This window comes from Brevundimonas sp. ALps5 (assembly GCF_058681645.1).
The window spans coordinates 568,060-586,968 of the sequence record NZ_CM178744.1 but is presented as its reverse complement, the minus strand read 5'-3'; the positions used below and the strand labels follow the sequence as shown (position 1 = coordinate 586,968).

General features: G+C 66.6%; 27 protein-coding genes and 2 tRNA genes. 24 read left to right on the top strand and 5 right to left on the bottom strand.

The window, feature by feature from the left end; genetic code table 11:
• Position 1: 1 nt before the first annotated feature.
• Positions 2 to 802, bottom strand: coding sequence for a TerC family protein (locus ACW172_RS02660; RefSeq protein ID WP_492033640.1), 801 nt, complete (start codon positions 800 to 802; stop codon positions 2 to 4).
• 199 nt (positions 803 to 1,001) lie between these two features.
• Positions 1,002 to 1,655, bottom strand: a complete 654-nt coding sequence (gene rlmB, locus ACW172_RS02655; RefSeq protein ID WP_492033639.1) for a 23S rRNA (guanosine(2251)-2'-O)-methyltransferase RlmB — start codon at positions 1,653 to 1,655, stop codon at positions 1,002 to 1,004.
• A 384-nt stretch (positions 1,656 to 2,039) separates the two neighbouring features.
• Here rlmB and ACW172_RS02650 point away from each other — a divergent pair.
• The 4 genes from ACW172_RS02650 to ACW172_RS02635 all read left to right on the top strand — a co-directional run bounded on the left by ACW172_RS02650 (position 2,040) and on the right by ACW172_RS02635 (position 5,313).
• A tRNA-Tyr gene (locus ACW172_RS02650) sits at positions 2,040 to 2,123 on the top strand.
• Positions 2,124 to 2,213: 90 nt separating this feature from the next.
• Positions 2,214 to 2,287, top strand: a tRNA-Gly gene (locus ACW172_RS02645).
• 52 nt (positions 2,288 to 2,339) lie between these two features.
• A complete protein-coding gene (gene tuf / locus ACW172_RS02640) occupies positions 2,340 to 3,530 on the top strand; it encodes an elongation factor Tu (protein WP_492033024.1) in 1,191 nt (396 codons plus the stop codon).
• 175 nt (positions 3,531 to 3,705) lie between these two features.
• Positions 3,706 to 5,313, top strand: a complete 1,608-nt coding sequence (locus tag ACW172_RS02635; RefSeq protein ID WP_492033638.1) for a carboxylesterase/lipase family protein — start codon at positions 3,706 to 3,708, stop codon at positions 5,311 to 5,313.
• A 4-nt stretch (positions 5,314 to 5,317) separates the two neighbouring features.
• On the opposite strand, the gene ACW172_RS02630 is transcribed toward ACW172_RS02635, so the two are convergent.
• Genes ACW172_RS02630 through ACW172_RS02620 form a run of 3 tightly spaced genes read right to left on the bottom strand, consistent with a single transcriptional unit; the run spans position 5,318 to position 7,412 of the window.
• On the bottom strand, positions 5,318 to 6,382 hold the full coding sequence (locus tag ACW172_RS02630) for a L,D-transpeptidase family protein (protein WP_492033637.1): 1,065 nt from the start codon (positions 6,380 to 6,382) through the stop codon (positions 5,318 to 5,320).
• 56 nt (positions 6,383 to 6,438) lie between these two features.
• Complete coding sequence (locus tag ACW172_RS02625) at positions 6,439 to 7,248, bottom strand: SGNH/GDSL hydrolase family protein (RefSeq protein ID WP_492033636.1); 810 nt, start codon at positions 7,246 to 7,248, stop codon at positions 6,439 to 6,441.
• Complete coding sequence (locus tag ACW172_RS02620) at positions 7,245 to 7,412, bottom strand: hypothetical protein (protein ID WP_492033635.1); 168 nt, start codon at positions 7,410 to 7,412, stop codon at positions 7,245 to 7,247. Before ACW172_RS02620 ends, ACW172_RS02625 begins: the two co-directional genes overlap by 4 nt.
• 148 nt (positions 7,413 to 7,560) lie before the next feature.
• Here ACW172_RS02620 and ACW172_RS02615 point away from each other — a divergent pair, with 148 nt between their 5' ends.
• The 20 genes from ACW172_RS02615 (at position 7,561) to rplF (ending at position 18,907) form a co-directional block, all read left to right on the top strand.
• Positions 7,561 to 8,733 carry a GNAT family N-acetyltransferase gene (locus ACW172_RS02615; RefSeq protein ID WP_492033634.1) on the top strand — a complete coding sequence of 391 codons (1,173 nt, stop codon included), beginning with the start codon at positions 7,561 to 7,563 and terminating at the stop codon, positions 8,731 to 8,733.
• A gap of 8 nt (positions 8,734 to 8,741) precedes the next feature.
• Positions 8,742 to 9,647 (top strand): cupin-like domain-containing protein, encoded by a 906-nt coding sequence (locus ACW172_RS02610; RefSeq protein ID WP_492033633.1) that lies wholly within the window; start codon positions 8,742 to 8,744, stop codon positions 9,645 to 9,647.
• A 103-nt stretch (positions 9,648 to 9,750) separates the two neighbouring features.
• On the top strand, positions 9,751 to 10,689 hold the full coding sequence (locus tag ACW172_RS02605; protein WP_492033632.1) for a GIN domain-containing protein: 939 nt from the start codon (positions 9,751 to 9,753) through the stop codon (positions 10,687 to 10,689).
• Positions 10,690 to 11,173: 484 nt separating this feature from the next.
• Positions 11,174 to 11,479, top strand: coding sequence for a 30S ribosomal protein S10 (gene rpsJ, locus ACW172_RS02600; RefSeq protein WP_003164367.1), 306 nt, complete (start codon positions 11,174 to 11,176; stop codon positions 11,477 to 11,479).
• A 20-nt stretch (positions 11,480 to 11,499) separates the two neighbouring features.
• The gene (gene rplC, locus ACW172_RS02595) at positions 11,500 to 12,252 is read left to right on the top strand and encodes a 50S ribosomal protein L3 (RefSeq protein ID WP_492033631.1); all 753 of its coding nucleotides are present in this window, start codon (positions 11,500 to 11,502) and stop codon (positions 12,250 to 12,252) included.
• Positions 12,252 to 12,920 (top strand): 50S ribosomal protein L4, encoded by a 669-nt coding sequence (gene rplD, locus ACW172_RS02590; RefSeq protein ID WP_492033630.1) that lies wholly within the window; start codon positions 12,252 to 12,254, stop codon positions 12,918 to 12,920. The genes rplC and rplD overlap by 1 nt, the downstream gene beginning before the upstream one ends.
• Positions 12,920 to 13,222 (top strand): 50S ribosomal protein L23, encoded by a 303-nt coding sequence (locus tag ACW172_RS02585; protein ID WP_207870902.1) that lies wholly within the window; start codon positions 12,920 to 12,922, stop codon positions 13,220 to 13,222. The genes rplD and ACW172_RS02585 overlap by 1 nt, the downstream gene beginning before the upstream one ends.
• A gap of 4 nt (positions 13,223 to 13,226) precedes the next feature.
• Positions 13,227 to 14,060, top strand: a complete 834-nt coding sequence (gene rplB, locus ACW172_RS02580; RefSeq protein WP_492033629.1) for a 50S ribosomal protein L2 — start codon at positions 13,227 to 13,229, stop codon at positions 14,058 to 14,060.
• Positions 14,061 to 14,062: 2 nt separating this feature from the next.
• Complete coding sequence (rpsS, locus tag ACW172_RS02575; protein WP_492033628.1) at positions 14,063 to 14,341, top strand: 30S ribosomal protein S19; 279 nt, start codon at positions 14,063 to 14,065, stop codon at positions 14,339 to 14,341.
• 1 nt (position 14,342) lies between these two features.
• Positions 14,343 to 14,723 (top strand): 50S ribosomal protein L22, encoded by a 381-nt coding sequence (gene rplV / locus ACW172_RS02570; RefSeq protein WP_492033627.1) that lies wholly within the window; start codon positions 14,343 to 14,345, stop codon positions 14,721 to 14,723.
• Complete coding sequence (gene rpsC / locus ACW172_RS02565) at positions 14,723 to 15,472, top strand: 30S ribosomal protein S3 (protein ID WP_492033626.1); 750 nt, start codon at positions 14,723 to 14,725, stop codon at positions 15,470 to 15,472. The genes rplV and rpsC overlap by 1 nt, the downstream gene beginning before the upstream one ends.
• 5 nt (positions 15,473 to 15,477) lie before the next feature.
• Entirely contained in the window at positions 15,478 to 15,918 is a 441-nt protein-coding gene (rplP, locus tag ACW172_RS02560; protein ID WP_207870906.1) for a 50S ribosomal protein L16, read from the top strand.
• Positions 15,918 to 16,115 (top strand): 50S ribosomal protein L29, encoded by a 198-nt coding sequence (gene rpmC / locus ACW172_RS02555; RefSeq protein WP_492033625.1) that lies wholly within the window; start codon positions 15,918 to 15,920, stop codon positions 16,113 to 16,115. Before rplP ends, rpmC begins: the two co-directional genes overlap by 1 nt.
• A 9-nt stretch (positions 16,116 to 16,124) precedes the next feature.
• The gene (gene rpsQ, locus ACW172_RS02550) at positions 16,125 to 16,376 is read left to right on the top strand and encodes a 30S ribosomal protein S17 (RefSeq protein WP_183213200.1); all 252 of its coding nucleotides are present in this window, start codon (positions 16,125 to 16,127) and stop codon (positions 16,374 to 16,376) included.
• Between the two features lie 18 nt (positions 16,377 to 16,394).
• A complete protein-coding gene (rplN, locus tag ACW172_RS02545) occupies positions 16,395 to 16,763 on the top strand; it encodes a 50S ribosomal protein L14 (RefSeq protein ID WP_492033624.1) in 369 nt (122 codons plus the stop codon).
• Positions 16,764 to 16,765: 2 nt separating this feature from the next.
• Positions 16,766 to 17,074, top strand: a complete 309-nt coding sequence (gene rplX / locus ACW172_RS02540; RefSeq protein ID WP_492033623.1) for a 50S ribosomal protein L24 — start codon at positions 16,766 to 16,768, stop codon at positions 17,072 to 17,074.
• Positions 17,074 to 17,634 (top strand): 50S ribosomal protein L5, encoded by a 561-nt coding sequence (gene rplE / locus ACW172_RS02535; protein ID WP_492033622.1) that lies wholly within the window; start codon positions 17,074 to 17,076, stop codon positions 17,632 to 17,634. Before rplX ends, rplE begins: the two co-directional genes overlap by 1 nt.
• A gap of 19 nt (positions 17,635 to 17,653) precedes the next feature.
• Entirely contained in the window at positions 17,654 to 17,959 is a 306-nt protein-coding gene (rpsN, locus tag ACW172_RS02530) for a 30S ribosomal protein S14 (protein ID WP_492033621.1), read from the top strand.
• Positions 17,960 to 17,973: 14 nt separating this feature from the next.
• Positions 17,974 to 18,372 (top strand): 30S ribosomal protein S8, encoded by a 399-nt coding sequence (gene rpsH, locus ACW172_RS02525; protein WP_492033620.1) that lies wholly within the window; start codon positions 17,974 to 17,976, stop codon positions 18,370 to 18,372.
• 1 nt (position 18,373) lies between these two features.
• Entirely contained in the window at positions 18,374 to 18,907 is a 534-nt protein-coding gene (gene rplF, locus ACW172_RS02520; protein WP_492033619.1) for a 50S ribosomal protein L6, read from the top strand.
• Positions 18,908 to 18,909 lie beyond the last annotated feature (2 nt).

Here is an 18,909-nt window from a genome sequence, read left to right as displayed (position 1 = left end):
CCTAGACCTTCGCCACATCCCCGCCAGTGTGGGCCGCCTTCGCGTCCTTCGTCCCGCGCAGATACTCGGCCGCCTCTTCCGGCTTGATGTCGAGGAAGGCCGGGGCCGAGGCGTTGAACTCGTCCATGTGGCCGGTGCGGACGATGACCGAACGGCCGCCGTCCCAGATCATGCGGCCGGCGACGAACAGGACGATGAACAGGCCGACATAGCCGATCCAGCGGAAGCGGTTCAGCAGCTTGGCGATATAGGTCGCCGCCAGACCCATCAGGGCGATCGAGATCAGCAGGCCGCCGGCGAGGATCCACGGATGCTCGTGCGCGGCGCCGGCGACGGCCAGGACGTTGTCCAGCGACATGGTCACGTCGGCGATCAGGATCTGCAGCAGGGCGGCGCCGAAGGTCTTGCGCTTGATGCCCAGTTCTTCCGGCGAGGGGCCGGTGCCGTGCTCGATCGAGGCGGCCAGCTCCAGCTCCTTCTGGGCCTGGGCCTGATCGTGGGTCGCCTGCTCGCGCAGCTCGCGCCACATCTTCCAGCACACCCACAGCAGCAGGAAGCCGCCCGCCAGCAGCAGGCCGACGATGGCCATCAGCTGGACGGTGATCAGGGCGAACAGTATGCGCAGCACCACCGCGAAGCCGAGACCGACCAGAATGGCCTTGCGGCGCTGCTCCTGCGGCAGGGAGGCGGCGGCGAGACCCACGGCGACGGCGTTGTCGCCGGCCAGGACGAGGTCGATCATCAAAACCTGGCCGAGGGCGGCGAGCTGGCTGATCAGAAGGGGCGTGAAGAGGGATTCCATGAAGGGCTCTCTAGCGGGGCCGTGGCTGACCGCCAAGTGTCCTCACCACGCGCAGCGTGGGGAGGGGGACCGCGAAGCGGTGGAGGGGGCTCTTTGCCGGATCCAGACGGTCGGCCCGCAGCGAGTTGCGCAAGAACCCCCTCCGTCTCTTCGCTACGCTACGAGCCACCTCCCCATCGCCAGCGCGATGGTGAGGAGATCAGGCCTTCTTCTGCTTCCGGCTCGCCTCATAAAGCGCCACGGCGGCCGCGTTGGAGACGTTCAGGCTCTCGAACCCACCGGGCATGGGGATCTTCGCCAGCACGTCGCAGTGTTCGGCGACCAGGCGGCGGATGCCGTCGCCTTCGGAGCCCATGACCAGGACGGTCGGGCGGTCGTCGAGCGCCGTCTCCAGCGTCTCGTGCGAATCTCCGTCCAGACCGACGGCGCGCCAGCCGAGGTCGGCCAGACGCTCCAGCGCGCGGCTGAGGTTGGTGACCCGGGCGCAGGGCAGTTTCTCGGTCGCCCCGACAGACGCTTTTGCAAGCGCGCCGGCGAGGGCGGGGGAGTGACGGTCCTGAACCACGATGCCGCGCGCTCCGAAGGCCAGGGCCGAGCGGAAGATGGCGCCGACGTTCTGGGGATCGGTCAGCTGGTCCAGCATGACGATGATCCCTTCGGCCGGATCGGCGATGTCATCGAGCGCCACGCCCTCCAGCGGAGTGACCTTGAACACCATCCCCTGATGCACGGCGCCGACGGGCAACATCCGGTCCAGGGCCTGGACGTCGAAGACCTCGATCTTGTGTCCGTGATTCAGATGACCGCGTTCGAGTTCGGCCGCGCGGTCCTCGGTGACCATCAACCGACCCATGCCTTTTCGCGCCGGATTGGCCAATGCGGCCAGAACCGGGTGGCGTCCCCAGACGAAGGCGTCGGGATCGGCCTTGGCTCCTCGCGAGGGCTTCGGCGTTGAATCGGAAAAGGATTTCGACGGAGGATTGGGATTCCAGCCGCCCTTTTTCGACCCGTCCGGGGCCGTTTGAGGCCGGTTTCCAAAAACAGGTTTTTTGCCTGCTTTCCGGTCGTTGCGTTCTGGATTTCTCGACACTATAAGACGCCCTCCGATTTGGAGCCCTAGGGCTTTCGGGTCTGGCGCTCCCTCTATCTCAGGCGTGCCGGAACATCGAAGGCTTTTGTTGAGCCGCCCCTCGAAAGAGGAACGGCGAGACGGTTTGGTCGGTTCGAAAGGCGCGTTGGGGGAATGTCCCGAGCGGCAAAGGGGGGGGACTGTAAATCCCCTGCGTAAGCTTCGTAGGTTCGAGTCCTACTTCCCCCACCACGCGCTTTCGAAACGAACGATCAGGACGACGGAACGGACCGGTCGTCGAGGCTCCTGTCCCGCAAGGGGAAGGTCCGAGGCGGTCTTCGCGCGGGTATAGCACAATGGTAGTGCAGCAGCCTTCCAAGCTGAGGATGTCGGTTCGATCCCGTCTACCCGCTCCAGGTTTTTGAATGCACACAGCGCCCCTCAACCCGGGCCATCAGGAGTTTGGCCATGGCCAAGGAAAAGTTCGAACGCACGAAGCCGCACTGCAACATCGGCACGATTGGTCACGTTGACCACGGCAAGACGACGCTGACGGCGGCGATCACGATGACGCTGGCGAAGGCCGGCGGCGCCAAGGCGATGAACTACGCCGACATCGACGCCGCGCCGGAAGAAAAGGCCCGCGGCATCACGATCAACACCGCGCACGTTGAGTATGAGACGGCCAACCGTCACTACGCCCACGTCGACTGCCCCGGCCACGCCGACTATGTGAAGAACATGATCACGGGCGCCGCGCAGATGGACGGCGCGATCCTGGTGGTTTCGGCCGCTGACGGCCCGATGCCGCAGACGCGCGAGCACATCCTGCTGGCCCGTCAGGTCGGCGTGCCGGCCCTGGTGGTCTTCATGAACAAGGTCGACCTGGTCGACGACGCCGAGCTGCTCGAGCTGGTCGAGATGGAAGTGCGCGAGCTGCTGTCGTCGTACCAGTTCCCGGGCGACGACATTCCGATCACCATGGGTTCGGCCAAGGCCGCGACCGACGGCGTGAACCCGGAAATCGGCGAACAGCGCGTTCTGGCCCTGATGGAAACCGTCGACGCCTACATCCCGCAGCCGGAGCGTCCGATCGACCTGCCGTTCCTGATGCCGGTGGAAGACGTCTTCTCGATCTCGGGCCGTGGTACGGTCGTGACCGGCCGCGTCGAGCGCGGCATCGTCAAGGTCGGTGAGGAAGTCGAGATCGTCGGCATCCGTCCGGTCCAGAAGACGACCTGCACGGGCGTGGAAATGTTCCGCAAGCTGCTAGACCAGGGCCAGGCGGGCGACAACGTCGGCGTTCTGCTGCGCGGCACCAAGCGTGAAGACGTCGAGCGCGGCCAGGTGCTGTGCAAGCCGGGCTCCATCACCCCGCACACCAAGTTCGTCGCCGAAGCCTACATCCTGACCAAGGAAGAAGGCGGCCGTCACACCCCGTTCTTCACGAACTACCGCCCGCAGTTCTACTTCCGCACGACGGACGTGACCGGCATCGTTCACCTGAAGGAAGGCGTCGAGATGATCATGCCCGGCGACAACGCCGAGCTGAACGTCGAACTGATCACCCCGATCGCCATGGAAGAGAAGCTCCGCTTCGCCATCCGTGAAGGCGGCCGCACCGTCGGCGCCGGCGTCGTCGCCAAGATCATCGCTTAATCGCGATGGCGCGCTAACGCGCGGCTCCCCCGGTTCGGGATTGGGCCGCGCTGCTTGAGCGCGACGATGAGTGAGTACAGAGCGGCCGTCGGGGCAACCCGGCGGCCGTTTTGCTTTTGCGGGTTGTCGCAACCTTCACCGTTGGCGGCGCGTTGGGAGCCGGATGATTCACCACATGCGCGCCGTCCTCTCCGTCCTGTTCGGCGCTGTCCTGTTGACCGGCTGCGCCCTGCATCCCGGGGCGGTGGATCGGGTCAGGCTGGCGTCGGATCTCACCCGGCCTGTCGTGACCACCCCGGCGGGCGAGCTGCGCGGCATCGACGGCGACGGCGTCCGGGCCTTCCTCGGCGTGCCCTATGCCGCGCCGCCGATCGGCGATCTGAGGTGGCGGGCGCCGAAGCCGGTGGCGGCGTGGCAGGGCGTGCGCGACGCCTCGCGCATCGGATCGGACTGCACCCAGGCGCTGGGTCGCCGCGCGATCCTCGGCGGCGGGGGCGGCTTGGTTTTCGGCGACGAGGATTGCCTCTATCTCAATATCTATGCGCCGCCTGGAGAGCCCATCAGACCACGGCCGGTGATGGTCTTCCTGCACGGCGGCGCCTTCACCATCGGGGCGGGCGCCAACTACGACCCCAGCCTTCTGGCGGTCGAGCAGGACCGGGTGGTGGTCACCTTGAACTTCCGCCTCGGCGCCCTCGGCTGGCTGGCCCATCCCGGCTTCGCGGCGGACGGGGAAGGAACCGGCGGCAACTGGGGCCTGATGGACCAGCAGGCGGCCCTGCGCTGGGTGCATCAGAACATCGCGGCCTTCGGCGGCGATCCCGGCGACGTCACCCTGTTCGCGGAAAGCTCCGGCGCCTGGAGCGCCTGCTATCTGATGGCGGCGCCGTCATCGGCCGGGCTGTGGAGCCGGGTCATCCTGCAGAGCGGTCCCTGTCTGGAGCCGTCCTCGCTCAACGACGCCTCGGTCGCCGCCGAGGCCGGACCGGAGTTCGCGAAACTCCTCGGCTGCGAAGGCCCGGAGGCCGTCGCCTGCCTGAGGGCGAAGCCGAACGGCGCCATCGCCAAGACCCGCTCGACCCGCGGGGGCCTCAACGGCCCGGGTTCCTGGGGGCCGGTGTTCGGCGATGCCCTCGTGCCCGTCAGTCCCGCGAAGGCCTTCGCCACCGGCGACTTCATCCGCACCCCTGTGATCATCGGCACCAATGCCGACGAGGGCCGGCTGTTCGCGGTCGAGGTCAAGGACATGGGCCGCTACAACGACGAGACCCGATGGATGTACGGCGACGAGGGAAGCCGGGTCCTGTCCCACTATCCGGTTGGCCCCGAAGGCCCGGGCCTGACCATGGCGCGGAGCTTCACCGACCAGAGGTTTGCCTGTCCCTCTGACGCCCTGCGCCGGGTGCTGGCGCGCCAAGTCCCGGTCCATGGCTATGAGTTCGTGGATCCGGCGCCGCCCATCGTCGTGCCCCGCTTCCTGCTGCCTTACGACATGGGCGCCTACCATGCTTCGGAGCTGACCTACGTCTTCGGCCGGCCCTGGGCCTTCGCCAGCCCGGCCCGGTTCACGCCGGAGCAGGCGGCGCTGGGGCGGCGGATGCGCGACGCCTGGGCGGCCTTCGGCCATGACCCGGCCTTCGAGGCCGGCTGGCCCCGCGTGGGCGCGCGCGGGACGCCGATCCGGGCTTTCGACCCGAAGGGCGACCGCGCCGACGACGGCTTCTTCGACCGCCACCAGTGCGCCATGTGGGACGGCTCCGCCTTCGGAGCCGTCACCCACTAAATCCCTAGCGGAAGTGGACCATCACGCCGGGCTTGACCGCGGCGGCCAGTTCCTGGGCGTCCCAATTGGTCAGGCGGACACAGCCATGGCTGGCGGTCTTGCCGATCTTGGTCGGATCGGGCGTGCCGTGGATGCCGTAGCTGGGCCGGTCCAGATCGATCCAGACCGCGCCGACCGGATTGTTCGGACCCGCCGGCACCGTGACCTTGGGCCCCTTGCCGAAGCTCAGCTTGGCCGGGTCGAAGACATAATCGGGCGCGCGGGCCACGCCGTTGACCTTCACATCGCCGGACGGGCTGGGGTTGTCGCCGCTGCCGATGGTGGCCGGATAGAAGGCGATCAGCCGGCCAGAGGCGTCATAGGCGCGGATGGCCTTCTCCGCCTTGGACACGTCGATGCGGGCGACCTCGGGCAGGGTCGCCTGGGTCACGGCCGGGACCATGATCTTCACGCTCGCCGTCTTGAAGTCGACGCCGGGGTTCAGCAGCTGAAGCAGGCTTTCGGAGATGTGGAAGCGCTCGGCGAGGGCTTCCAGCGCCGTAGAATAGTGGGCGCCGAGCTCGGCCTGCGCCGACAGGTCGTCGGTCGGGGGCGGGCTGAACGGTCCGGCGACGTCGGCGGCGCTGATGACGTAGTCGCTGAGCACCGGGGTGGAATCGACACCGGCCAGGGCCTGGATCAGATCGGCCTCGGTGAAGGCCTCGTCCTCGCGCCCGTTGGCCTTGCGCCAGGCTTCGATCGCCTGACGTGTGTTGGAGCCGCGCAGTCCATCGATCTGGCCGGGCGAGAAGGCGGTGCGGTCCAGCAGGATCTGCAGCCGGATCAGGCCGGCGTCGGGCGGCGTGCCCACGGCGGGATCGGGGGCTTCGACCGCATGACCTGAGACGGCGGTGTCGGGCGTCGCCTCGGGCGCCGGAACGCCGCCCTCGATCTCGGCGCGGCTCAGGCCGGGCGTCGAGGCCGGCGCCGCGATACGGCTGTTCTGGCGGTCAGGCGATCCACAGGCCGCCAGGCCCAGGGTCGTGAGGGGGAGGGCGGCGGAGACGAGGAGTATCGGCAGGAGACGCATGGGCACTCTTTTATACGGCAAGGCTTGATGAAGGCTTCAGGCGCCGGAGAGTTCCCCTACTTCAGGGCATCGGCCAGGCCTTCGGCGGTGATGGCGGCCCAGCAGGCATAGCCTTCGTCATTCATATGCAGGTCGTCCGGGCCGATGCCGCCGCGGCTGAGACGGCCCCAGCCCTGCATGGCCTCGAAGCGGCGCTGGACCGCATAGCCGACGCGGCTGCCTTCCAGGGCGATCATCCGGGCGGCCTCGCCCAGTTCGACATTCTTGCCTCTGAAGTTCACGCCGTTCTCGGGCAGGCGCTGCGGGTCGACCAGCAGGACATCGACCCCGGCGGCCGACAGGATGGCCTCGCCACGCTGCAGGTCGGCGGCGACGTCGTTCCACGGCCGGGCGCGCAGGATGTCGTTGGTGCCCAGCTGCCAGATGACCAGATCGGGCTGGTAGCGCTCGATCTCGGCCTGCAGCCGGTTGACGGTCTCATGCGCCGTCTCGCCGCCGATGCCCCGGTTCCAGACATTGACCGCGACCTCGGGCATCCGCGCGCGCAGATCGGTCTGCAGCAGGGGGACAAAGCCCAGCTCGGCGCGGCTGGCGCCCACGCCCTCGATGCTGGACGAACCGATGGCCAGGATATTGAGCCGGTTCTGGCGCACCGCCGCCTTCGACCGCCGCAGGCCGTCGCCGGCCAGGACCAGGCTGTCGCCGCTGACCGGACAGGCGGGCGCATCGGCCTCGGGCGCCTGGGCCGGGGTCGGGATCACCGGCTCTGTGGCGCGGGGATTTGTCTGGGCGCGCGCGGCGCCGGCCAGGATCAGACCCAGGCCGATCCCGGCGGCGGCGGTCAGCAGGACAGTCTTCAGTCTCACCCGTTCTCTTCTCCGGTTGCGGGGTCGGTGGCGGTTTCGCCGGAATTGCTCGAGCCCTCGGCGCCGCGCGGCTCGGTCGCGGGCCGCGGCGGTTCGCCCTCGGGGCCCGGGCGCAGGTTCTCGTTCTCGACGGCTTTGTCTTTGGGGCGGTTGGGGGAGGTCATCGCAGTCTTCCTGATTATCCACGGTCTGGCCGTCTGCGGCAACGCTCGGGCAAGGGGTTCGGCTCCGGAAAGGTCTCGTTCACCATCCCGCTAAACCGTCCCGAAACAGCGGTTGGTGCAGGGTGCCGGCTGAAATTCGGAGAGCCGCATGACCGGAACCCTCGAGGTCGAGATCATCAGGCCGGAGTCGCTGACCCCGGCCGACGAGACCCTGTGGCGCGCCATGCTGGCCGCCGAACCGGTGCTGGCCAGTCCTTATTTCCGTCCGGAGTTCACCCGCATCGCCGGAGGGATCAGCCCCGACGCGGCCGTCGCCGTATTCAAACGAAACGGCGAGACGGTCGGCTTCTTCGCCTACCAGACGCGAGGCGGCACGATCCAGCCGCTCGGCGCGCCGATGAACGACTATCACGGCGTGATCGCCTTCCCGGGCCAGGCGCCCGATCTGGAGACGGTCGCCCGTCTGCTGGACGCCCCGCGCCTGCGTGTCAGCGCCTGGGTGGGGGAGGCCGAGGTGACCGAGGAACGCCAGACCCTGATGGTCGCCATGCCTGAGGAAGGTTTCGAGGCCTGGTATGCCGAACGCCGCACGACCTGGGGCAAGTATTTCAAGGACAAGGAACGGGCCCGCCGCAGCCTCGAGGCCGAGCTCGGTCCGATCACCGTCGAGCGCAATCTGCGCGACCCGGCCCTGCTGGACCAGCTGATCGCCCTGAAGCGCGACCAGTACAGGCGCACCGGCCGCCACGACATCTTCGACTGCGGCTGGACCGCCGAGCTGCTGCACGCGCTCCTGCAGACCGAGGGCCAGGACGACTTCGGCGCCTCCATGGCCGCCATGTACGCAGGCGAGAAGCTGGTTGCGGTCGAATATTCCCTGCACGCCGGGGGGCGCTACCATTTCTGGTTCCCGGTCTATGAGCCGTCGCTGGCGCGCTGTTCGCCGGGCATCCTGCTGAGCATGGACACCATGCGGCTGGCCTCGGAGAAGGGCTACCGGGTCTTCGACTTCGGCTTCGGCGGCGAGGGCTACAAGAAGTATTTCTGCAACGCCATGCAGACGGTGCGCGAGGCCGTGGTCATGCGCCCCGGTCTTGGCTCGGGCCTCAGCAATGCGGCGGTCGGCCTGCTGAACGCGGCGGGCAAGAGCCGCGGCGACCGGCTGCGCACCAGCGTCCGGCGGCGCTGGGCGGCGATCGAGGCCTGCGAGACCACATCCATGGACCGGTTGAAGGGCGCGGTCGAGGCGGCCCAGGTGGCGCTGAGCAAGGGCAAGGCCCGCGCGGCCCAGCGTCTGGCCGATCCGGCGGTGAGCGGATGAGAGACACTGTGACCAAACGCACCCGCTACCCCGGCCCGATCACCGAGGCGAGGAAGCATCCGCACGATCTGGTCGAGCGCGGCTTCGCGACCGACGAGGCCCTGGCCAAGGTGCTGGACCGCTATCCCCCCGATCTGTTCGACATCAACCTGTACGACTACGACGCCGAGGGGCAGGTCTCGCTCCGCACCGGCGCGCGCGGCAAGCTGTCGGGCGACAGGCTGCTGGAGGCCATCCAGGCCGGGCGGCTGTGGGTCAATCTGCGTGACGCCCAGAACGGCTGCCCCGACCTGTGGGCCGCGGCCATGGGCGAGTTCAGGAAGATCGAGGCGACCTATCCGGGGCTGAAGGCCGTCCGCAACGCCGGCCAGCTGATCATCTCCTCGCCGGTGGCGCGGGTGCCCTATCACTTCGATCCGGCCGGGGTGGTGCTGTTCCACCTGCGCGGCCGCAAGCGGATCTTCGTCTATCCGGGCGACGAGGCCCATCTGCCCGAGCGCAATATGGAGCAGATCGTCGCGCGTCAGACGACCGAGGAACTGCCCTATGTCCGCGCCTTCGAGGCCGACGCCCAGGTCATGGATCTGGAGCCCGGCGAGGCCCTGACCTGGCCGCTCTATGCCCCGCACCGGGTCGAGAACCTGGACCGGTTCTGCGTCAGCCTGTCGATGGACTTCCAGACCTGGCCCTCGCGGTTCCGCAACGGCGCGCTTTATACAAATGCCGTCATGCGCAGCCGGGGCGGGTCGCCGCGCTTCACCGAAGGCATGTCGACGCCCGAGCTGGCCGCGCGCTGGGCGGCGTCGCTGGCGCTCAAGAAGGTCGGCGGACTGAAGAGCAAGCTCGACAGCTTCGAACGCGACTTCGAACCCGAGGTCGGCGCCGCCGACGGGGCAGGCGCCCTCAGGGCCTAGCTCAGTCGGGGCCTAGATTAAATCGAGGTCATGACACCGAGTTAAAATGACTTGCTCGGGGTACGGCGGCATTTTCCGGTCATCGCCGGAGAGGAAACCCGTCATGAATTTCGCAGTCGTCGCCACCGCCGCCTCCATCGCCGTTCTGGGGCTGGCCGCCGCCGCCCCCGCCTCGGCCAAGGACGGCCCCGAGGTCAAGGTCCGTTACGCCGCCGCCCGTATGGTGGTCATCGTTGAGGACCGTCAGGACGTCGCCGTCGAGATCGAGGGCGGCTCGGCCGGTCTGCCGCGCCCGACCGTGACTCGCGTCGGCAACGAAGTCCGCATCAACGGCGAACTGGGCCGCAACCCCATCCGCAACTGCCGCAGTGGTCCGGCGACGGCGACCCAGCCGGGCGAGGGCGCCTCGGTCGAGGTGCGCAACCATGGCCGCGTCGACCTGTCGGCCGCGCCCCTGATCGTGGTGCGCACCCCGCGCAACGTCGACGTCTCAACCCAGGACTCGGCCGTCTTCGGCTCGGTCGGCCGCGGCGCCGAACGCATCGAACTCGGCGCCGGCGGCTGCGGCGACTGGACCGTGGCCAACACCACGGGACACATGGACCTGTCGGTCGGCGGCTCGGGCAACATCCGCGCCGGGACCTCGGGCAGCCTTGAGGCCTCCATCGGCGGCTCGGGCCGGATCACCGCCGGCGCGACCGGCGACCTTGACGCCTCCATCGGTGGGTCGGGCACGGTCATCGTCACCCAGGCCACGGGCCAGGTCGACGCCTCGATCGGCGGTTCGGGCGACATTCGCGTCGGCGGCGGGCAGCCGCGTTCGGTCGACGCCTCCATCGGCGGCTCGGGCGACATCGTCATCCAGGGCGACGCCGGAGCGCTGGACGCCTCCATCGCCGGCTCGGGCAACGTCACGGTCACGGGCACGGTCTCCAGCCTCGACGCCAGCCTGGTCGGCGGCGGCGATGTCCGGGTCGGCCGGGTGACCGGCTCGGTCTCCCAGTCCGTCATGGGCGGCGGCCGGGTCCGCATCGGCCAGTAAGCGCATCGGCCGGGCGGCTCACACCGTCTGACTGAAGGAAGGCCCGCCGACGCCCGGCGGGCCTTTCGCTCGTCGGGCCCTCGCCTCGACAGGGCGGCACGGGGGAGGGAGGGGGCGAGTCCTGCCGCTACGTTTCACTGGATTGGAACGCCGTGACGCGAAGACTCGAGCCCCGGGCGTAAAAGCCCTCCGTGACTCGGTTTCAGGGTCGATCGGTGCTTGACGAAAACGGAATCGAACGTCATAAGCGCCAACTCTTGTTGGACCGGCTGTGCAGAGCAATCTGCAGACGCGGTCCGCAGGAACGACCTGAGTACCCGTTCTTTGTAGCGACTTAGGAATTCAACGGCCTTCGCGGACACCTGCGTGGGCCGATCGTTTTTGCGGACGTGCGTACTCTGAAGGCGTTTTTCGCCTGAAGACCTCCGGTCTTTGAAATGGTTCACAGGGACGCAGGTTCGCCTGCTTGGGAAATAAGACCGATATGGATCAAAGCATCCGCATCAGGCTCAAGGCCTTCGATCACCGCGTCCTCGATTTTTCGACGCGCGAAATCGTGAACACGGCCAAGCGCACGGGCGCGACCGTTCGCGGTCCGATTCCGCTGCCGACCCTGATCGAAAAATTCACCGTGAACCGCTCGCCGCACGTCGACAAGAAGTCGCGCGAGCAGTTTGAAATCCGCACGCACAAGCGCGTGCTCGACATCGTCGACCCCACCCCGCAGACCGTGGACGCGCTCATGAAGCTCGACCTGTCCGCCGGCGTGGACGTCGAGATCAAGATTTAATCAGAAAGAGGCGGGATCCGATGCGCACGGGCGTGATCGCCAAGAAGCTGGGCATGACCCGCGTGTTCGCCGAAGACGGCGCGCACGTTCCGGTCACTGTGCTTCAGCTCGACGACTGTCAGGTCGTCGGCCAACGCACTCAGGAGCGGGACGGCTACGTCGCCCTGCAGCTGGGCGCTGGCGCCAAAAAGGCAAAGAACACCAACAAGGCTCAACGCACGACCTTCGCGAACGCGGAAGTCGAGCCCAAGCACTACGTCACCGAGTTCCGCGTGTCCGACGACGCGCTGATCGACGTGGGTGCGACCCTGTCGGCGGACCACTTCGTGGCCGGCCAGAAGGTCGACATCCAGGGCGAGACCATCGGTAAGGGCTTCGCCGGCGCCATGAAGCGCTGGAACTTCGGCGGTCTGCGCGCCACGCACGGCGTGTCGCTGTCGCACCGCTCGCACGGCTCGACGGGTAACCGTCAGGACCCGGGCAAGACCTTCAAGGGCAAGAAGATGGCCGGTCACTACGGGACCGAAGTCGTCACCACCCAGAACCTGACCGTCGTCCGCGTGGACGCCGAGCGCGGCCTGATCCTGATCAAGGGCGCCGTCCCGGGTCACGAGGGTTCGTGGGTCAAGGTCCGCGACGCGCACAAGAAGCCGTTCGCCGACCTGCCTTTCCCCGGTTCGTTCAAGAAGAACGGCGCCGCCGCTGCTGCTCCGGCCGAAACGCCGGTTGAAGAAGCTCCGGCCGTCGAAACGACCGAAGGCGGTGAAGCGTAATGAAACTCTCTGTCATCAAGCTCGACGGCAAGGCCGCCGGTGACGTGGAACTGTCGGACGTCGTTTTCGGCATCTCCGACATCCGCGGCGACCTGCTGGCCCGTTACGTCAACTGGCAGCTGGCCAAGCGCCGCGCCGGTACGCACAAGGTTCAGACCCGGAACGAGAATTCTCGCACCGGCAAGAAGATGTACAAGCAAAAGGGCACCGGCGGCGCCCGTCACGGTTCGCGCCGTGCGCCGCAGTTCGTCGGTGGTTCGCGCGCTTTCGGCCCGGTCGTCCGCGACCACGGCTATGACCTGCCCAAGAAGGTCCGCGCCCTGGCCCTGCGTCACGCCCTCAGCTCCAAGGCCAAGGCCGGCGAGCTGGTCGTCGTCGACACCGTCGAACTGAAGGACGCCAAGACCTCGGGTCTGCGCGAAACCTTCGGCAAGCTCGGCTGGACCAAGACCCTCATCATCGCCGGTCCGGAAGTTGACACCAACTTCGCCCTGGCGTCGCGCAACATCCCGCACATTCACGTCCTGCCGAACGCCGGCCTGAACGTTTATGACATCCTGCGGGCCGACAAGCTGGTTCTGTCGAAGGCCGCTGTGGAAGCCATCGAGGCCTCCTACGCCGACTACAAGCCCTCGCGTCGCGAGCAAGCCGAGAAGGAAGCCGCGTAATGGCCGCCGCTCCCACCGCCAAACACTACGACACGATCCTGTCGCCGATCATCACCGAGAAGGCCACGATCCTGTCCGAGCAGAACAAGGTCGTCTTCCGCGTCGCCGGCACGTCCACCAAGGACGAAATCGCCGCCGCCGTTGAAAGCCTGTTCAAGGTCAACGTCCTGAAGGTCAACACCATGGTGACCAAGGGCAAGACCAAGCGCTTCCGGGGCATCCTCGGTCGTCGCGTCGACATCAAAAAAGCGATCGTGACCCTGGCCGAAGGCCAGTCGATCGACGTCACCACGGGGCTCTGATCAGATGGCCTTGAAAACCTACAATCCGACGTCGCCGGGCCGCCGCGCCCTGGTGCTGATCGACCGCTCGGAGCTCCACAAGGGCCGTCCCGAGAAGTCGCTGACCGAAGGCCTGACCAAGTCGGGCGGACGCGGTCAGGGCGGTCGCATCGCTGTCCGCTTCCGCGGCGGCGGCGCCAAGCGCCTGTACCGCAAGATCGACTTCAAGCGCCGCAAGTTCATGACCGCCACGGTCGAGCGCCTGGAATACGATCCGAACCGCACCGCGTTCATCGCCCTCATCACCTATGAGGACGGCGAGAAGGCCTACATCATCGCGCCGCAACGCCTGAAGGCGGGCGACGTGATCGTGGCCGGCGAAAAGACCGACGTGAAGCCTGGCAACGCCATGCCGCTGCGCTCGATCCCGGTGGGTACGATCATCCACTGCGTCGAGATGAAGCCGGGCAAGGGCGCCCAGCTGGCCCGTTCGGCCGGCGCCTACGCCCAGCTGGTCGGTCGCGATCAGGGCTACGCCCAGATCCGTCTCGGCTCGGGCGAACTGCGCATGGTCCTGGACGGCTGCATGGCCACGGTCGGCGCCGTTTCGAACGCCGATCACATGAACCAGAACCTCGGCAAGGCCGGTCGCGTTCGTCACATGGGCTTCCGTCCGCACGTTCGCGGCGTCGCCATGAACCCGATCGACCACCCGCATGGTGGTGGTGAAGGCCGGACCTCCGGTGGTCGTACCCCCGTCACGCCGTGGGGTAAGGACACCAAGGGCACCCGCACCCGCAAGAACAAGGCGACGGACAAGTACATCATCCGTACCCGCCACGTTAAGAAGGCTCGCTAAAGATGGCTCGTTCCTCCTGGAAAGGCCCGTTCGTCGACGGGTATCTGCTCAAGAAGGCCGACGCCGCTTCGACGTCGGGCCGCAAGGACGTGATCAAGACCTGGTCGCGCCGCTCCACCATCCTGCCGCAGTTCGTGGGCCTTACTTTTGGCGTCCACAACGGTCACAAGCACGTTCCCGTGCACGTGAACGAGGACATGGTCGGCATGAAGCTGGGCGAGTTCTCGCCCACCCGTTCGTTCCCCGGCCACGCCGCGGACAAGAAGGCGAAGCGGAAGTAACATGTCCCAGACCAAGAACCCCCGCCGCGTCGGCAATACGGAGGCCCGCGCAAAGCTGACCAACGTCCGTATCAGCCCGCAAAAGCTGAACCTGGTCGCCGCCTCGATCCGCGGCATGCCGGTGCAGAAGGCGCTGAACGAACTCGAGTTCAGCCGCAAGCGCATCGCGACCGACGTTCGCAAGGCTCTGTATTCGGCCGTCTCGAACGCCGAGAACAACCACAACCTCGACATCGACAACCTGGTCGTCGCCGAGGCCTTCGTGGGCAAGAACCTGGTGATGAAGCGTTTCGCGAGCCGCGCTCGTGGCCGCTCCTCGCGCATCCTGAAACCTTTCGCGGAAATCACGATCGTGGTCCGCGAAGCCGGTGAGGCCGCCTGATGGGTCAGAAAATCAATCCGATCGGTTTCCGCCTCGGCGTGAACCGCACCTGGGACAGCCGCTGGTTCGCCGACGGCGCCAACTATGCCCGCCTGCTGCACCAGGACCTGAAGCTGCGCGAGTGGCTCAAGGAACGCCTGTCGGCCGCCGGCGTGTCGCGCATCATCATCGAGCGTCCGCACAAGAAGTGCCGCGTGACGATCTACGCCGCCCGTCCGGGCGTTGTGATCGGCAAGAAGGGCGCCGACATCGAGAAGCTCCGCAAGGACATCTCGGCCCGCACCGAAGGCGAAGTTCACCTGAACATCGTCGAAGTTCGCAAGCCGGAAGTCGACGCCCAGCTGATCGCCGAGAACATCGCCCAGCAGCTGGAACGCCGTATCGCGTTCCGCCGCGCGATGAAGCGTTCGATGCAGTCGGCCATGCGCCTGGGCGCCAAGGGCGTCCGCATCAACGTCTCGGGCCGCCTCGGCGGTGCTGAAATCGCTCGTATGGAATGGTACCGCGAAGGTCGCGTGCCGCTTCACACCCTGCGCGCCGACATCGACTATGGCTTCATCGAAGCCAAGACGACCTACGGCATCATCGGTGTGAAGGTCTGGGTCTTCAAGGGTGAGGTGCTCGAGCACGACCCGATGGCCCAGGACAAGCGCTGGGCCGCCGAAGCCGCCGGTCCGTCGTCGAACGAAGGCCGCGAACGCGGCGGTCCCCGCGGTGACCGTGGTCCCCGTCGTGGTCGTGAGGGCTAAGGAACATGCTGCAGCCTAAGAAAACCAAGTACCGGAAGGCCTTCAAGGGCCGTATCCACGGCGCCGCCAAGGGTGGCTTCTCGCTGAACTTCGGGTCCTACGGCCTGAAGACGCTGGAGCCGGAACGCATCACTGCGCGTCAGATCGAAGCGGCTCGCCGCGCGATCACCCGCCAGATGAAGCGTCAGGGCCGCGTCTGGATCCGCGTCTTCCCCGACCTGCCCGTCACGGGCAAGCCCGCCGAAGTCCGTATGGGCAAGGGCAAGGGCGCGGTGGATCACTGGGCGGCGCGCTGCCACCCGGGCCGGATCCTGTTCGAAATCGACGGCGTCGCCGACGATGTTGCGCGTGAAGCGCTGCGTCTGGGCGCCGCCAAGCTGCCGGTCCGCACCAAGGTGGTCACCCGCCTCGACGCCGGCATCGCTCATGTGGAGCACGCCGCCTGATGACCAAGATCGCCGACCTTCGTTCCCAGACGACGGACCAGCTGGGCGACCAGCTGCTGTCCCTCAAGAAGGAACAATTCAACCTGCGCTTCCAGGCCGCCACCGGCCAGATGGAAAAGACCCATCGCGTTTCGGAAGTCCGCAAAGACATCGCTCGCATCTCCACGCTCCTGCGTGAGAAGCGTGCGGCCTCGTAAGGAAACACTATGCCCAAGCGAATTCTCGAAGGCGTGGTCGTGTCCGACAAGGGCGACAAGACCGTCGTCGTCGTCGTCCAACGCACGCTGCTGCACCCGGTCATGAAAAAGATCGTGCGCCTGTCCAAGAAGTACCACGCCCACGACGAAGCCAACGCCTTCAAGGAAGGCGATGTGGCCCGCATCGTTGAGTGTGCTCCCAAGTCCAAGCTGAAGCGCTGGGAAGTCCTGTCCAAGGACACCCCGGCCTCGGCCTCGTAATCAGAAGGATCTGACACTATGATCCAGATGCAAACTAACTTGGATGTGGCCGATAACTCGGGCGCCCGCCGGGTCATGTGCATCAAGGTGCTCGGCGGCGCCAAGCGTCGCTACGCCTCGGTCGGAGACACCATCGTCGCTTCGGTGAAAGAAGCGATCCCGCGCGGCCGCGTGAAGAAGGGCGAGGTCGTTCGGGCCATCGTCGTTCGCACCGCCAAGGACATCCAGCGCAAGGACGGTTCCGTCATTCGCTTCGACAAGTCCGCCGCCGTCATCGTCAACAAGCAAAACGAGCCGGTCGGCACGCGGATCTTTGGCCCGGTTCCTCGCGAACTGCGCGCCAAGAACCACATGAAGATCATCTCGCTGGCCCCGGAGGTCCTGTAACCATGGCCGCCAAGATCAAGAAGGGCGACCGCGTCGTCGTCCTGACCGGCAAGGACAAGGGCCGCACGGGCTCCGTCGCCAAGGTCCTGCCGACCGAAAACCGCGTGGTCGTGACCGGCATCAACATGGTGCAACGTCACACCCGTCCGACCCAGGGCGACCCCCAGGGCGGTATCAAGAACAAGGAAGCCTCGCTTCACCTGTCGAACGTCGCGATCGCCGACGCCAACGGCAAGGCGACCCGCGTCGGCTTCCGCGTGGAAGGCGACAAGAAGGTTCGCTTCGCCAAGACCACGGGAGACGTCATCTAATGGCCGACACCAAGTACACCCCGCGCCTCAAGACGGAATACGTCGAGCGCATCAAGGGCGTGATGACCGAGAAGTTCGGTTACACCAACCCGATGCAGATGCCCAAGCTGGACAAGATCGTCCTGAACATGGGCATCGGCGAAGCCGTCGCCGACTCCAAGAAGGCCAATGCGGCCCTCAAGGATCTGACGCAGATCGCCGGTCAGAAGGCCGTCGCCACCAAGGCCCGTAACTCCATCGCCGGCTTCAAGCTGCGCGAAGGCATGGTCATCGGCGGCAAGGTCACCCTGCGCGGCGACCAGATGTATGAGTTCCTGGACCGTCTGATCACGATCGCCCTGCCGCGCGTGAAGGACTTCCGTGGCCTGAAGCCGACGTCGTTCGACGGTCGCGGCAACTACGCCATGGGCCTGAAGGAGCACATCGTGTTCCCGGAAATCAACTACGACCAGATCGACCAGATGTGGGGCATGGACATCATCGTCTGCACCACGGCCAGGACTGACGACGAAGCGCGCGCGCTTCTGACCGAGTTCAAGTTCCCGTTCGTGAAGAACTGAGCGGGAAGGGAAAAGCACAATGGCAAAGAAAAGCGCCGTAAACCGCAACGAAGCCGTCAAGGCCCTGGTTGCGAAGTATGCCGCGAAGCGGGCCGCCCTCAAGGCGACCGCCAACGACGAGAGCCTGCCTCTGGAAGAGCGCTTCGCCGCTCGCCTGAAGCTGGCCGAGCTGCCGCGTAACTCGGCCGCCGTCCGGATCCGCAACCGCTGCGAAGTGACGGGCCGTCCGCGGGCCTTCTATCGCAAGCTCAAGATGAGCCGTATCGCCCTGCGTGAACTCGGCAACCTGGGTCAGATCCCGGGCCTGACGAAGTCCAGCTGGTAAGGGGAGCGACAGACATGATGATCAACGATCCCCTGAGCGACATGATCGCTCGCATCCGCAACGCGCACATGCGCAAGCGGTCCAAGGTTCTCACCCCGGCCTCCCGCCTGCGCCAGCGCGTCCTCGACGTGCTGCAGGACGAAGGCTACATCCGCGGCTACTCCCTGGTTCAGAACCCGGGCGAGTTCCCGCAGTTCGAGATCGAGCTCAAGTACTTCGACGGCCAGCCGGTCATCGCCGACATCGCTCGCGTGTCCAAGCCGGGCCGCCGCGTTTACTCGGCCATCGGTGATCTGAAGCCGGTCAAGAACGGCCTGGGCATCTCGATCCTTTCGACTTCGAAGGGCGTCATGTCCGACGCCGCCGCTCGCGACGCCAACGTCGGCGGCGAAGTCCTCTGCAGGGTCTACTAAGATGTCCCGTATCGGAAAACGTCTCATCGCAGTGCCCAAGGGCGTGACTGTCACGCTCGAAGGCCAATCCGTCACCGTCAAGGGCCCCAAGGGCGAACGCTCCTGGACCGTCGCCGACGAGATCGAAGTCACCCAGGATGAAGCCGGCCTCTCGCTCGGCCTCAAGACCGACACCCAGCGCGCTCGCGCGATGTGGGGTCTGTCGCGCACCCTGGTCGACAACATGGTCACCGGCGTCACCGACGGCTTCGAACGCAAGCTCGAACTGGTCGGCGTCGGTTACCGCGCCGCCCTGAAGGGCAAGGACCTGTCGCTGCAGCTCGGCTTCTCGCACGAAGTCGACATCGTGGCCCCCGAAGGCGTGACCTTCGTGGTGCCCAAGCAGACCGAAATCAGCATCCTCGGCGCCGACAAGCAGGTCGTCGGCGAACTGGCCGCGAACATCCGCAAGCTGCGTCCGCCGGAGCCCTACAAGGGCAAGGGCGTCCGCTACGCCGGCGAGAAGGTCCGTCGCAAGGAAGGCAAGAAGAAGTAAGT